The sequence below is a fragment of the Streptomyces sp. NPDC030799 genome (genome assembly GCF_055572255.1).
Genome location: NZ_JBVIDS010000018.1, coordinates 110,339 through 123,529, shown reverse-complemented (window position 1 = coordinate 123,529; position 13,191 = coordinate 110,339). Strand labels below are relative to the sequence as shown.

At 73.5% G+C, this 13,191-nt stretch carries 12 protein-coding genes and 1 riboswitch; of the genes, 10 read left to right on the top strand and 2 right to left on the bottom strand.

Annotation, left to right across the window (positions count from 1 at the left end):
- Nucleotides 1-53 precede the first annotated feature (53 nt).
- The 9 genes from ACZ41I_RS36670 (at nt 54) to ACZ41I_RS36630 (ending at nt 7,549) form a co-directional block, all read left to right on the top strand.
- On the top strand, nt 54-176 hold the full coding sequence (locus ACZ41I_RS36670; RefSeq protein ID WP_363219430.1) for a hypothetical protein: 123 nt from the start codon (nt 54-56) through the stop codon (nt 174-176).
- Between the two features lie 77 nt (nt 177-253).
- Entirely contained in the window at nt 254-1,141 is an 888-nt protein-coding gene (locus ACZ41I_RS36665) for a glutathione S-transferase C-terminal domain-containing protein (RefSeq protein ID WP_468516182.1), read from the top strand.
- Nucleotides 1,142-1,218: 77 nt separating this feature from the next.
- A riboswitch (SAM riboswitch) is annotated at nt 1,219-1,330 on the top strand.
- Between the two features lie 33 nt (nt 1,331-1,363).
- Complete coding sequence (locus ACZ41I_RS36660; protein WP_468516181.1) at nt 1,364-1,513, top strand: hypothetical protein; 150 nt, start codon at nt 1,364-1,366, stop codon at nt 1,511-1,513.
- Nucleotides 1,514-1,716: 203 nt separating this feature from the next.
- Nucleotides 1,717-2,697: an amino acid ABC transporter permease gene (locus tag ACZ41I_RS36655; RefSeq protein WP_468516180.1), complete on the top strand. Its 981-nt coding sequence runs from the start codon at nt 1,717-1,719 to the stop codon at nt 2,695-2,697.
- Nucleotides 2,694-3,485 carry an amino acid ABC transporter ATP-binding protein gene (locus ACZ41I_RS36650; RefSeq protein WP_468516179.1) on the top strand — a complete coding sequence of 264 codons (792 nt, stop codon included), beginning with the start codon at nt 2,694-2,696 and terminating at the stop codon, nt 3,483-3,485. Before ACZ41I_RS36655 ends, ACZ41I_RS36650 begins: the two co-directional genes overlap by 4 nt.
- Nucleotides 3,486-3,548: 63 nt before the next feature.
- Entirely contained in the window at nt 3,549-4,568 is a 1,020-nt protein-coding gene (locus tag ACZ41I_RS36645) for an ABC transporter substrate-binding protein (RefSeq protein WP_468516178.1), read from the top strand.
- Nucleotides 4,569-4,722: 154 nt separating this feature from the next.
- A complete protein-coding gene (locus ACZ41I_RS36640; RefSeq protein ID WP_363219424.1) occupies nt 4,723-4,833 on the top strand; it encodes a putative leader peptide in 111 nt (36 codons plus the stop codon).
- 107 nt (nt 4,834-4,940) lie between these two features.
- Complete coding sequence (locus ACZ41I_RS36635) at nt 4,941-6,149, top strand: LLM class flavin-dependent oxidoreductase (protein ID WP_468516177.1); 1,209 nt, start codon at nt 4,941-4,943, stop codon at nt 6,147-6,149.
- A 26-nt stretch (nt 6,150-6,175) separates the two neighbouring features.
- A complete protein-coding gene (locus ACZ41I_RS36630; protein WP_468516176.1) occupies nt 6,176-7,549 on the top strand; it encodes an NtaA/DmoA family FMN-dependent monooxygenase in 1,374 nt (457 codons plus the stop codon).
- Between the two features lie 105 nt (nt 7,550-7,654).
- Here ACZ41I_RS36630 and absR1 read toward each other — a convergent pair whose 3' ends face one another.
- Nucleotides 7,655-8,746, bottom strand: coding sequence for a beta-glucuronidase AbsR1 (gene absR1, locus ACZ41I_RS36625; protein WP_468516175.1), 1,092 nt, complete (start codon nt 8,744-8,746; stop codon nt 7,655-7,657).
- Nucleotides 8,747-8,840: 94 nt separating this feature from the next.
- Here absR1 and ACZ41I_RS36620 point away from each other — a divergent pair, with 94 nt between their 5' ends.
- Entirely contained in the window at nt 8,841-10,565 is a 1,725-nt protein-coding gene (locus ACZ41I_RS36620) for a LuxR family transcriptional regulator AbsR2 (RefSeq protein ID WP_468516174.1), read from the top strand.
- Between the two features lie 7 nt (nt 10,566-10,572).
- Here ACZ41I_RS36620 and ACZ41I_RS36615 read toward each other — a convergent pair whose 3' ends face one another.
- Complete coding sequence (locus ACZ41I_RS36615; RefSeq protein ID WP_468516173.1) at nt 10,573-13,176, bottom strand: CHAT domain-containing protein; 2,604 nt, start codon at nt 13,174-13,176, stop codon at nt 10,573-10,575.
- Between the last annotated feature and the right edge of the window lie 15 nt (nt 13,177-13,191).

Here is a 13,191-nt window from a genome sequence, read left to right as displayed (position 1 = left end):
CGGAGGCAGATCGACACTCCAGTCAGGGAATCCTAGTGAACTGGTAGGGAATCATGGTGCGCCTCGAAGCGGTCACCGGCCGAACGGGCCGAATGCCGTTGCGCGCGGCCCTGCTCACCTCCCGCCGTCACATCGACCTGCTGCGCGTCTGCAGCGCGATCAGCCACCAGCGCTGAGCCGGGGCCCCTCGCGCCCACCGGCCGGCGCCGCCCGCCGGTGCGCACCTCCGCACGTCCACCACCCAGGGAGACGCATGTCCATCACTCCGCTCGCCCCCGTCCCGTCCGCCCCTCGCACCGCCCCGGTCTTCCGGGGGAGGCTCGGCCGGGACGCACGCAGCGGCCACTACGCCGTGCCGCACCGCTACCGGCTCCATCTGTCGACCGCCTGCCCTGCCGGGCTGCGCCTCGCCGTCGGACACAGCCTTCTCGGCCTGGGCACCGGCTGTCCGGTCACCTTCCTGCCCGCCGTCCCGGACTGTCCCGGCGGCGGCCACTCCGCACTGCGCCCGCTGTACGAGGCGAGCGCCCACCACTACACCGGACCGGCCCTCGGGCCCGTGCTCAGCGACGACTGGTCCGGCCGCATCGTCAGCAGCCACGCCCCCGACATCCTGCGCGACCTCGACCGTTTCCCGCACGAGGGGCGGGTCTGCCTGTATCCGGGCGGCCTGGAGTCGGTGATCGAGGCCGTCGAGCGGATGTGTGCCGAAGGGATCGAGGAGGCCGCGCAGCGTGCCGGGCGGGCCGGGGCCGGCCCTGCCGAGCGGGCCGCCGCCCTCGACACGCTCCTCGACACCCTGGGCCGGCTGGAGAACCGGCTGTCCGGCGAGGAGTACCTCGTCGACGGCCGGCTCACCGCCGCCGACGTCGAACTGTGGGTCGCTCTGGTGCAGTTGGACACCGTCCACCGCTGTCATCTGGACGCCTCCGCCGTGCACCGCATCGCCGGCCACCGTGTCCTCTGGGCCTACGCCCGCCGCCTGGCCGCCCATCCGGCCTTCGGCCGCCATCTCGACCTCGACGGCATCTCCCGCCGCCACCACGGCCGTTGCCAGGGCCTGGAGGCCGCCGGAGCCGCCGTCCAGATCCTGGACTGGGCGGGCCATGCCGCGGATGCCGAGGACGCTTCCCGCAGGTGAGCGCGGTCGGCTGACGTCCACTGGCCGGACGGCCGTTGACATTCGGACGGACAACTGCCTTACTTGCGGCTCAGAACGGTCATGAGCGTCAGCGCCAAGCCCTGGCTCGCTGACCGGCAACCCTCGCATCGCGGTGGGGTGCCCCAGGTGACGACCGGACCGGAATGACGTTTTCGGTAAGCGCGAGGGCCCCGCGGGGCCGGAACAGTGACAGGTGACGCCATGCACGCAGCTCCCAGGACGGCCGTGAGCCGCCCCGAGGGCCGCGTACGGTCGTACGCCGGGCTGCTCGTCGCCGACCGCGCCGTCGATCTGCTCCGTGTCAACAGCGCACTGTGTACCGTGCCGGGCTGCGCCCGCCGCCGGGGCTGACGCCCCGTTCCAGGCCGGGCCCGACCAGCCCCAGGCCCTGTCCAGCGCCGCGTTCCTGAGGCACACCGCCGCCTCGGTGCGCCGTCACCCGCCCAGCCCCCGGTTCCCGCGCACTGCCGTGCGCCGCCTCGTGCCGTAGTGCCGACGCGGCCCGCACCCGCTCGCCCGCGGCCCGGGGTGTCCGACTCGAGCCGGAGCCCACCATGAGCGAACCCCCAGGCGCCGCCGTCTCCCTCGTGGACGCGCCGCCCGTCGATGCCCCGTCAGAACCACTCGCGGCACAGCGCGTTCAGCCGCTGCGCCGGCCCGGCCGGTGGATCGCCACCGCCGTCGTCGTCGTGCTCGTCGCGCAGATCGTGCACGGACTGGCCACCAACCCGTTCTACCAGTGGGACCGCTTCCGCTACTGGTTCCTGCGGCCCCTCGTCCTCGACGGGCTCCTCGTCACCCTCGAAGTCGCCGCCCTCAGCGCGGTGGCAGGGCTCTTCGGCGGCATCCTGCTGGCCCTGGGACGGCAGTCCGGCAGCCCGGTGCTGCGCGCCGTCAGCTGGACCTACACCTGGCTGTTCCGCTCGGTGCCGCTGATCGTCGTCCTGATCTTCCTCTACAACTTCTCGGCCCTGTACAAGACGTTGAGTCTGGGCATCCCCTTCGGCCCCGCCTTCGTCACCTTCGACGAGTCCAGGCTCGCCACCGACATGACGGTCGCCGTGGTCGGGCTCAGCCTCAACGAGGCCGCGTACGCCGCCGAGGTCGTCCGCGGCGGCATCCTCTCGGTGGACCAGGGCCAGCACGAGGCGGCGGCCGCGCTCGGCCTGCCCCAGGGCTACCAGTTCACCCGGATTGTCTTCCCGCAGGCCCTCAGGTCCATCACCCCGAACTACGTCAACCAGCTCATCGGCCTGATCAAGAGCACCTCGCTGGTGTTCTACGTGTCGCTGCTCGACCTGTTCGGCTCCGTGCAGACCATGGGCAGCACCTACCCCGGCGACATCGTGCCGCTGCTGCTGGTGGCCACCGTCTGGTACCTGATCCTCACCAGCGTCGTGTCCGTCGTCCAGTTCTACGTCGAGCGGTACTTCGCGCGGGGCGCCACCCGCACCCTGCCGCCGACCCCGCTGCAGAAGGCGCGTACGGGCCTTGCCGAGTTCCGGGCCCGGCTGCGCAGGGAGGCCGCCGTATGACCGCCACCGGCACACGTCCGACGACCCCGGCCGCCCTGGAGATCCACGGCGTCCACAAGTGGTACGGCAGCCATCGCGTGCTGGACGGCATCGACCTGACCGTGCGCCCCGGCGAGGTCACCGTCGTCATCGGACCGTCCGGCTCCGGCAAGTCCACGCTGCTGCGGGTCGTCAACCACCTGGAGAAGCCCGAGGTCGGCCAGGTCAGCGTCGACGGCGAGCTGATCGGCGTCAAGCGGGGCAACGGCGGCCGGCTGAAGGAGCTGAGCGAGCGCGCCATCCTGGCCCAGCGCAGCCGCATCGGCTTCGTCTTCCAGAACTTCAACCTCTTCCCGCATCTGACCGCCCTCGACAACGTCGCCGCCGCGCCCGTCGCCACCGGCCGCCTCACGCGCCCCGAGGCCCGGGAACTCGCCCGCGAGCTGCTCACCCGGGTCGGCCTCGGCGACCGTACCGGCGCCTACCCGCGCCGGCTGTCCGGCGGACAGCAGCAGCGGGTCGCCATCGCCCGCGCCCTCGCACTGCGCCCCGGCATCATCCTCTTCGACGAGCCCACCTCCGCGCTCGACCCCGAACTGGTCGGCGAGGTGCTCTCCGTCATCAGGGACCTGGCCACCAGCGGCACCACCCTGGTCATCGTCACCCACGAGATCGCCTTCGCCCGCGAGGTCGCCGACCGGATCGTCTTCATCGACGGCGGCCGGATCGTCGAGCAGGGGCCGCCGGAGGAGGTCCTGGACCAGCCGCGCCACGAACGGACCCGCGACTTCCTCCGCAGTGTCCTGTGACTGCCCCGTGACCCCTCTGCGGCCCCCGCAGCCCCCCGTAGTTCCCGAACGACAAGGACAGCCATGCGCAGCCACCTTTCCCGACGCAGCCTGATACGCGGCATCACCGCGGCGACCGCCGTCGCCACCCTCGCCACCGGGCTCGCCGCCTGCGGTGGTGACAGCGACGCCGCGACCACCACCGACGCCGCCGGCAGCGTGACCGTCGGCCGGCTCTCCAACGGTGCCGCGAAGCAGACCACTTTGAAGGTCGCCGAGGTCAAGTCCATCAGCGCGCAGCTGCCCGCCTCCGTGCGCAAGAGCGGCAAACTCACCATCGGTGTGGGCGCCCTGCCGGCCGGCTTCGCGCCGCTGGCGTACGTCGGCAGCGACCAGAAGACCCTCACCGGCGCCGAACCCGACTTCGGCCGGCTGGTCGCCGCGGTGCTCGGACTGAAGCCCGAGATCAGAAACTTCACCTGGGAGAACCTCTTCGTCGGCATCGACAGCGGCAAGGTCGACGTCGCCTTCTCGAACGTCACCGACACCGAGGAGCGCAAGAAGAAGTACGACTTCGCCTCCTACCGGCAGGACAACCTCGGCTTCGAGGTGCGCAGGTCCAGCACGTGGAACTTCGACGGCGACTACGAGAAGCTCGCCGGGCTGACCGTCTCCGTCGGCTCCGGGACCAACCAGGAGAAGATCCTCCTGGAGTGGAGGAAGAAGCTTCAGAGCGAGGGCAAGAAGCTCACCGTCAAGTACTACCCGGACCGCAACGGCACGTACCTGGCCCTGGACAGCGGCAGGATCGACGCCTTCTTCGGGCCCAACCCGGGCATCGCCTACAACGTCGCCAAGACCGCGGGCACCCCGAGGGCGACCCGCAGCGCCGGCACCTTCTCCGGCGCGGGCGCATCGCTCCAGGGCTTGATCGCCGCCACCGCCAAGAAGGACAGCGGCCTCGCCAAGCCGATCGCAGCGGCTGTCAACCACCTGATCAAGACAGGCCAGTACGCCAAGTGGCTCAAGGCCTACAACCTCTCCAACGAGGCCGTGGCCAAGTCCGAGATCAACCCGCCCGGCCTGCCACTGGACAACTCCTGAAGGAGGAAGCCGTGTCCGCGGCTCACACCTCGTGCAGGTCCGCGGGGCGGGAACAAACAGCGCCGGCGGGGCGTTGTACGTCGTGACGGGATCCGCGAGGCGGCCGCAGACAAGGCCCGCCGCCCGCGCCGGACGGACGGACGGAGGTGACGGCGTGACACGTGTACTGCCGCTGCCCGTCCCGCACCCGTACCGCTCCGTCCGTCTGCACTCCCGGCCGCACATAGACCTGCAGCGCGTGTCCGCCGCGCTCTGTCGCCGCTGACTCCTTTCCCGGCCTCCGCCCGGGTCTTCCCCTGCCGCGCTCGCCCTCGCCTCGCCGACGCCCGCCCGCGAGCCGGTGTTCACACGGACATCAAGGAAGGCACCGCCGTGTCCTCGACCTCACTGTCTCATCTGCACCTTGCCGTCGCCCTGGACGGCACCGGCTGGCATCCCGCCTCCTGGCGCGAGCCGGTCGCCCGCCCCCGGGAACTGTTCACCGCCGGCTACTGGGCCGCCCTGGTCGCCGAGGCCGAACGCGGCCTGCTCGACTTCGTCACCATCGAGGACGGCCTCGGCCCGCAGTCCTCGCACCTCCTCCACCCCGACGACCGCACCGACCAGGTACGCGGCCGGCTCGACGCGGTCCTCATCGCCTCCCGTGTCGCCCCGCTCACCCGGCACATGGGCCTGGTGCCGACCGTGGTGGCCACCCACACCGAGCCGTTCCACATCTCCAAGGCGATCGCCACCCTCGACTACGTCAGCACCGGCCGCGCGGGCCTGCGTGTGCAGATCAGCGGCCGGTCCGACGAGGCCGCCCACTTCGGCCGCCGGACCATCGGCCGGATCGAGTCCTACGACAGCCCCGCAGCGCAGGATGTGATCACCGACCTGTTCGACGAGGCCGCCGACTACGTGGAAGTGGTGCGCCGGCTCTGGGACAGCTGGGAGGACGACGCCGAGATCCGGGACGCGGCGACGGGCCGCTTCATCGACCGGGACAAGCTGCACTACATCGGCTTCGAGGGCCGCCACTTCAGCGTCAAGGGCCCCTCCATCACACCCCGCCCGCCCCAGGGCCAGCCGCTGGTCACCGCCCTCGCGCACCAGACCGTCCCGTACCGGCTCATCGCCCGCCAGGCCGACGTCGGCTACGTCACCGCGCACGACGTGGAGCAGGCCCGCGCGATCGTCACCGAGATCCACGCCGAGCAGCAGGCGGCGGGCCGTGCCACCGAACCCCTGCACATCTTCGGTGACCTCGTGATCTTCCTCGACGACAGCCGGGCGGAGGCGGAGGCCCGACGGGAGCGGCTGGACGCGCTGGCGGGGGAGCCGTACACCAGCGACGCCCGGATCTTCACCGGTACGGCAGCCGAACTCGCCGACCTGCTGGAGGAGTTGGCGACCGGCGGACTGACCGGGTTCCGGCTGCGGCCCGCCGTCGCCGGTCACGACCTGCCCCGCGTCAGCCGCGACCTGGTCTCCGAACTGCAGCGCAGGGGCCGCTTCCGCGACGCCTACGGGGCAGACACCCTGCGCGGCCTGCTCGGTCTCGCCCGCCCCGCCAACCGCTACGCAGCAGCCATCGCCTGAGCAGCCGGAGAGGACGACCGCACCCCATGAGCAAGCCGCTGAAGCAGATCCACCTGGCCGCCCACTTCCCCGGAGTCAACAACACCACCGTGTGGAGCGACCCGGCCGCCGGCAGCCACATCGAGTTCAGCTCCTTCGTGCACTTCGCGCAGACCGCCGAACGCGCCAAGTTCGACTTCCTGTTCCTCGCCGAGGGACTCAGGCTGCGCGAACAGGGCGGGAACATATACGACCTGGATGTCGTGGGCCGCCCGGACACCTTCACCGTTCTCGCCGCACTGGCCGCCGTCACCGACCGGCTGGGCCTGACCGGCACCATCAACTCCACGTTCAACGAGCCGTACGAGGTGGCCCGCCAGTTCGCCAGCCTCGACCACCTCTCCGGCGGCCGTTCCGCATGGAACGTGGTCACCTCCTGGGACGCCTTCACCGGCGAGAACTTCCGCCGCGGCGGCTTCCTGCCGCAGGAGGAGCGCTACTCCCGGGCCAAGGAGTTCCTCGCCACCGCGAACGAACTCTTCGACTCCTGGCGCGGCGACGAGATCCTCGCCGACCCCACCACCGGCACCTTCCTGAAGGACGCCCGGGCCGGCGCCTTCGTGCACCAGGGGCAGCACTTCGACATCCGCGGCCGTTTCAACGTCCCGCGCTCCCCGCAGGGCCGCCCGGTGATCTTCCAGGCGGGCGACTCCGACGAGGGGCGCGAGTTCGCCGCCTCCAGTGCGGACGCGATCTTCAGCCGGTACTCGACCCTGAAGGAGGGACAGGCCTTCTACACGGACGTCAAGTCCCGCCTCGCCGCGTACGGCCGCACCCCCGACCAGCTGCTCATCCTGCCCGCCGCGACCTTCGTCCTCGGCGACACCGACCAGGAGGCCGCCGAACTCGCCCGCGAGGTGCGCCGGCAGCAGGTCAGCGGTGCGACCGCCATCAAACACCTGGAGTTCGTCTGGAACCGTGACCTGTCGGCGTACGACCCGGAGGGCCCGCTGCCCGACGTCGACCCGGTGGTGAGCCAGGAGCACATCTCCCGGGGCCGCGCCCAGGTGCGCATGTACCGGGATCCGGTCGCCATCGCCCGCGAGTGGCGGCAGCTCGCCGAGGCCAACAAGTGGTCCATCCGCGACCTGGTCATCAACACCGGCAACCGGCAGACCTTCGTCGGCTCCCCGGCCACGGTCGCGCAGACCATCGACGACTTCGTGCAGGCCGACGCCTCCGACGGCTTCATCCTCGTCCCGCACATCACCCCCGGCGGACTCGACCCGTTCGCCGACAAGGTCGTACCCCTGCTCCAGGAACGGGGCGTGTTCCGCACCGAGTACGAGGGCACGACCCTGCGCGACCACCTCGGCCTCGCCCACCCGGACACCGGCTTCGCCGAGCGGGCGGCATCGTGACGTTCCCGTCGTGAACACCGGCGTGACCGCGGACGTCACCTCCCCCGTGGGTGACGTCCGCGGCCGCTCCCCCGGCGCCGGACCGTGGCCGTCGTCCGTGTGCCGTCACCAGCACATGACCGCTGTCTCTCCCGATCCCCACGTCGAGTACAGGCGGACGCGGACGACATAGCGCCGGCCCTTGACGAGCCGGACCCTGACGGCGGCGTTGTCCGGGCTGCCGCCGTCGTCGTGCCCCGCGAGGAAGCGCGGCACCCCGTCGCGCTCCTCGAAGACCACGAGCACGGTGTCGGCGTCACCGAAGGCGCCCACGGTGTAGTCGCGGGTCTCCGGCGGGTCGACGGCGAAGTCGGCCTGCCCGGCCGGGCCGAGGCCGAGCGGCGCCGACCGGAACGGCACCAGCACGACCGGTCCCGCCGGGCCGGCGGGCGGGTACCAGCGCAGCACGAACTCCTTGTCGGCCGGGGACGGCCCACCGGACGGAGACAGCCCCCCGCGGTACTGCTCCGGCTCCAGCACCAGCCCCGGCCCGAACGGGAACGTCATCACCGACTGCGGATCCCACACCGAGCAGCTCGCCTCGCCGGCGTCCAGTTCACGCAGTACGTTCGTGTACGTCGTCTCCCGGCTCCAGAAGTTCGGCGGACCCGCCAGCTCGGCGTACACGGCCTCGTCGTCCCAGTGGAGTCCGGCGTACGGGCTCTGGTGCTCGTGCACCATGCCGAGCACGTGCCCGATCTGGTGCAGGACCGTGCTCCGCTCCCCGGGACCGGTCACGTCCCAGCCCAGGTTCATGGTGCGCTCGCTCCGCCCGACCGACAGGGCCTCCCGGCCCACGGCCGACCAGGAACCGCCGCCGGTCTGGAACCCGATCCGCAGCTCCGCCTCCCGCCGGTCGCCGACCTCGGCGAACGTCACGCCGATGCCGAGCCCCTGCCACTCGCGGAAGCAGTCGCGGACCACGTCCCGCTGCTCCGCGCCGCCGGCCCACGGCACCCGGCGCAGCTCACCGGTCCCGGGCAGCGGGATCAGTGAGGCGGCCGAGTCGTCGGAGTCGTCGAAGAAGGCGTAGTGCAGCACCGTGCCGTTGACCCACATCCGCCGCCCGGCGAGCAGCGCGCCCAGCCGCTCGGCGGTCAGCCCCGGTGCGAAGCACGGGGCCGGCTGCCGCGGCAGCGAGCAGAGGCGTCGGGTCATGCGGCCAGCGTGCCGCCCGCACCGGCCGGGCGCCTGAGTCGGGGGGTGCTCAAGTCACCCTGTATCAAATGTGAGTAGGCGCGCTCAGAACAGTGTGAGGACTTACGAACAGGACGCGAAGACGCTGCCGCTGCCCTGGCCGTTCGCCGGCCGGGAGGAGGAACTGGAGCTGGTGCGCACCTCGTCGGCCGCCGGCCGGCCCGGCATCGTGGTGACCGGACCGGCCGGCCACGGCAAGACCCGGCTGATCGCGGAGGCGGTCCGGGGCACGGAGCACACCCGGGTGACCGGCACCCCCGAGGCCCGCGGTCTGCCCTTCGCGGCCTTCGCCCACCTGCTGCCCGACACCGTCTCGCCGCAGCGCGCGCTGCGGATCCTGTCCGGCGTACGGCTCCTCGTCGTGGACGACGCCCATCTGCTCGACGAGGCCTCCGCCGCCCTCGTCCACCAGCTCGCCGTGCACGGCCGTACCCGGCTCGTCGTCGCCGCGGTGGACGAGGTGTCCGCACCCGCCGCGGTGTCCCGGCTGTGGAACGGGGAGCTGCTGCCCTGGCTGGCCCTCGAACCGCTGCCCTGCGAGGACGTCGCCCGGCTGCTCGGCGCCGCCGGTCCGGAACCGCTGACGGTGCGCCGTCTGCACCGGATGTGCCGCGGCGACCTGCGGCTGCTGCGCGACCTGGTCGCCGCGCTCGGCTCGGCCGGGCGGCTGCTTCCGGTGCCCGGCACACAGGAGCGGGCCTGGCGGGGGGCGCTGCCGGTCACCCCGGCCGTACGCGAACGGCTCGCCCCGGTGCTGGAGCGCTCCGCGCGTGGCGAACGGGACACGCTGGAACGCCTGGCGTTCGCCGAGCCGCTGCCGCTGGCCGCGGACGATCTCGATCTGGACGTCCTGGAGCGTCTGGAGGCGGACGGCCTGATCCAGGTCGACGACCAGGGCGCCGTCACCCTTGCCCATCCGCTGCACGGACCGGCCCTGCGCGCCCTGACCGGCCGGCTGCGCGCCCGTCGGCTGACGGCCGGTGCCCCTGCCGGGTACGGCCCGGCCCTGGAGGCCGAACAGCAGGCACTGCTGCGGCGGATCGGGCAACTGGACGTCCGGCCGCTGCCGACGCCGGTGGGGGAGTGGCTGGTGGCCCAGGGCGCGGTGCTGCCGGCCGGTTACGCCGCCGTCCGCGCCCGGTTCGCCCGGCTGCGGGGCGAGGTACGGGACGCCGCCGCCTGGGCCCGGGAGGGGCTGCGGGGCGCGCCGGGGGACGCGGGATGCGGTGAGGAACTCCGGCTGGCCAACGGCGAGTTGGCCGACGGCGAGTTGGCCGAGGGGCGTGGTGACGACGTGTACGCCCGGTACGACGCCGTACGCCGCGGTGCGCCGGAAGGGGCCGTCGGGCGGCTGCCGGCGGGGAGTGTCCTCGCCCGGCACGCGCAGGCGCTGGCGCGGGGGGACGGGGCGGCGCTGGATCGTGCCGCCGAGGGGCTGGAGGAGCGCGGGTTCCTGTTGTTCGCGGCGGAGGCGCGTGCGCAGGCGGTGCGTGTGCACCGGGATCCGCGTGCGGCGCGGGTCTCCCGTACCCGGGCGGTCGCCCTCGCGCGGCGGTGCCAGGGCGCGCGCACACCGGCGTTGGCGGGGCTGGTTCTCGGTGAACTCACGGCCCGGCAGCGGCAGATCGTGACGCTTGCGGCGGCGGGACTGAGCAATCGGGAGATCGCCGAGAGGCTGACCTTGTCCGTGCGGACCGTGGGCAATCATCTGTACAGCGCGTACAGCCGGCTGGGGACCGGCGACCGGGGAGCGTTGCCGTTGCTGTGCGAGTCCGCGTAGGGCGTTCTCACGCCGCCCCGAACGCCGCGAAAGCCCAGCCGGTTGCCTGGTGCACCGGGTCCTCGGGCAGGGTGGAGCGGGCGTCCCGGAGGGCCTCGGCCAGGGAGAGGCCCGTGTCGAGGCCCTTGTGCAGAGCGAGCATCAGGGGGACCACGGCCGCGTCGTTGACCGGGGCGCTGCTCGCCACCACCCCGGCCGTGCCCAGCGGCAGCAACGCGGTGACCAGGCCGAGGAGTTCGTCGGCGCCGACGGACGCCAGGCGGGCCGTGTCGCAGCTGGAGAGGATGATCCGGTAGGGGCTGCGCGCGAGGCGCTCGAAGTCGTGCACGATCAGCGGGCCGTCGGCCATGCGCAGGGCCGAGAAGAGGGGGCTGTCCGCGCGGAACGTGCCGTGGGCCGCGATGTGCGCGAGAGCCGCCCCGTCCAGGTGCTCCAGGACGCGCGGGACCTGGGCCGCGTCGTCCTCCAGGACCGTCGCCGTGCCGTACCGGCCGGCCAGTTCCGGCACCTCCGCGCCGCCGGTCGCGAGGCCGGGGCCGCGCACCAGCACATGCCGGCCGCCCGGCGGCGGCTCGGTCTCGCGGGCGCGCAGCCAGCTGCCCGCCGACGGTGAGACGCTGAGGACGCGGTCCCGCAGCGCGGGCAGCAGGGCCCACGGCACCCGGTGCAGGGCCCCGGGCGGGACGATCACCACCGGTCCCGCGCCGAGGTGTGCCGCCGCGCCGGCCAGCAGCAGCTCCTGCAGACGCAGTCCGGCGGCCTCCACCAGCGGCAGTCGCGCCGCGGCGCCCGGGTGGGCGAGCCGCCGCAGTCCGGCCTGGACGTGCTCGGCCTCGGCCACCGCCTCGGCCAGCGGACCGCCGGCGAACCGCCGTACCCGGCCCCGGCCGCACAGCAGCACGTGCACCCGGCCGTCGACCACGGCGAGCTCCACCAGATGGGCGTCGCCGAGCCGGTCCAGCAGCCGGGCCGCGTCGAAGCGGTCGCCCCCGTGCGGGGCGGCGCCGCGCATGTGGTGGGTGCGGGAGCGGATCTCCCTTTCCAGACGCCGCTGTTCGCGCTCCAGCGCGGGCACCGGACGGCCCTCCATCCGGGCCTCCTCCGCGCGGGCCGCGATCTCCCGGTAGGCGGTCAGGCCGCTGAGCAGCGCCGGGTCGGCGGGCGGCCGGGTGGGCGGCGCGGACAGCACGGTCGCCCGCCAGCGCTCGCTCCACTCCAGCAGCCGGCGCGGTGTGCCGTGGGCGAGACTCACCTCCTGGGCCAGCGCGGCCAGTTCGGCGCCCTGCGCGGTGGCGTGGGCGCGCAGCTCCGAGGCGCCGAGCGTCATCCGGTGGTCGTCCAGCACGTCCAGACCGCGCCGGCAGGCCTCCAGCACGCCCCGCCGGGACCCGGCCGCGCGGGCCCGGAGCGCCTGCGCCGCCCAGCCGGTCACCCGGGCCGGCGGCGGCCCGCCGTGCCGGCTGCGCGCGGCCACCGCCAGATGCCGTTCCGCGTCGGCCGTCCAGCCCAGCGCGAGCGCGATCCGGCCCGCGAGCAGGGACGCCTCCGGCGCGGCGGGAGAGCCGAAGGAGGCCAGCTTCGCGGCGACCGCCGCCGCGTCCGCGACCAGCCGTCCCGAGCGGCGCCCGGCCGCCACCCGCGCCTCGATCAGCACCAGCCGGGCGTGGGTCTCCCACCACATCCGCCGCTGCGCCGCGAACAGCCGTACGGCGACGGCGGCGCGGGCCACGGCGGTGTGCGGGTCCCCGGCCGAGCGGGCGGCCCGTGCGGCGGCCAGCAGCAGCTCGGCCTTGCGGGTGGACTGCCCGCCGATCCGGTCCAGCAGTGCGATCGTCGCGTCCGCCTCGGCCAGTGCCTCCGGGGCGAGTCCGGCCGCCATCAGCACCTCGCAGCGCCGGATGGACAGCATGTAGGTGGGGGTGCCGAGTTTCGCGTACCGCTCCTCGGCCTCGTCCAGCAGCCGCAGGGCCGCCGGGATGTCGCCGGACCGGAAGGCGGCCAGGCCCCGGCTCTCCACCGCGTCGGCCTTGTCGTGCTCCTGGCCGGTGGTGTCCCACAGCCGCTCCGCCGCCGTGAAGTCCGCGACCGCCCGGTCCACCGCGCCGAGCGCCAGATGCACGGTGGCCCGCAAGGTCAGCGCCCGCGCGGTCCAGATGTCGTCGCCGGCCTGCCGCAGCACCGGCAGCGCCCTCCGTACGTCCTCCAGCGCCTCCCGGTGATGCCCCAGCACCCACCACACGTACGCCCGCCGGTACAGCACCCGGGCCCGGGTGTGCCCGCCGCCCCGGGCGACCCCGCGCTCGAAGGACATGAGCCCCTGCCGCGTGCGCCCCGCGTGCACCAGTGCGACCCCGAGCGTCGCGAGCACATCCGCCTCACGGTCGGCCGACTCGGCGCGCGCGGCCAGGTCCCGGGCCCGGCGCAGATGCCGCAGCGCGATCCGCAGGTCGCCGAAGTCCCGCTGCCAGATGCCCAGCACCTGGTGGGCGACGCTGGCGTGCAGCGGCGGCGGACCGGCCCGCAGTACCTGTTCCGCGCGCGCCCGGGCCTCGCCCGGGTCGGCGAACACCAAGGGCAGCAGTTCGAGAACCGACTCGCTTCCCGCTGTCACGTCTCGCATCGTAGT

Bases quoted from the DNA above. Each gene is read 5' to 3' on its own strand.
- ACZ41I_RS36670 (WP_363219430.1), top strand. From the start codon at position 54: ATGGTGCGCCTCGAAGCGGTCACCGGCCGAACGGGCCGAATGCCGTTG.
- ACZ41I_RS36665 (WP_468516182.1), top strand. From the start codon at position 254: ATGTCCATCACTCCGCTCGCCCCCGTCCCGTCCGCCCCTCGCACCGCC.
- ACZ41I_RS36660 (WP_468516181.1), top strand. From the start codon at position 1,364: ATGCACGCAGCTCCCAGGACGGCCGTGAGCCGCCCCGAGGGCCGCGTA.
- ACZ41I_RS36655 (WP_468516180.1), top strand. From the start codon at position 1,717: ATGAGCGAACCCCCAGGCGCCGCCGTCTCCCTCGTGGACGCGCCGCCC.
- ACZ41I_RS36650 (WP_468516179.1), top strand. From the start codon at position 2,694: ATGACCGCCACCGGCACACGTCCGACGACCCCGGCCGCCCTGGAGATC.
- ACZ41I_RS36645 (WP_468516178.1), top strand. From the start codon at position 3,549: ATGCGCAGCCACCTTTCCCGACGCAGCCTGATACGCGGCATCACCGCG.
- ACZ41I_RS36630 (WP_468516176.1), top strand. From the start codon at position 6,176: ATGAGCAAGCCGCTGAAGCAGATCCACCTGGCCGCCCACTTCCCCGGA.
- absR1 (WP_468516175.1), bottom strand. From the start codon at position 8,746: ATGACCCGACGCCTCTGCTCGCTGCCGCGGCAGCCGGCCCCGTGCTTC.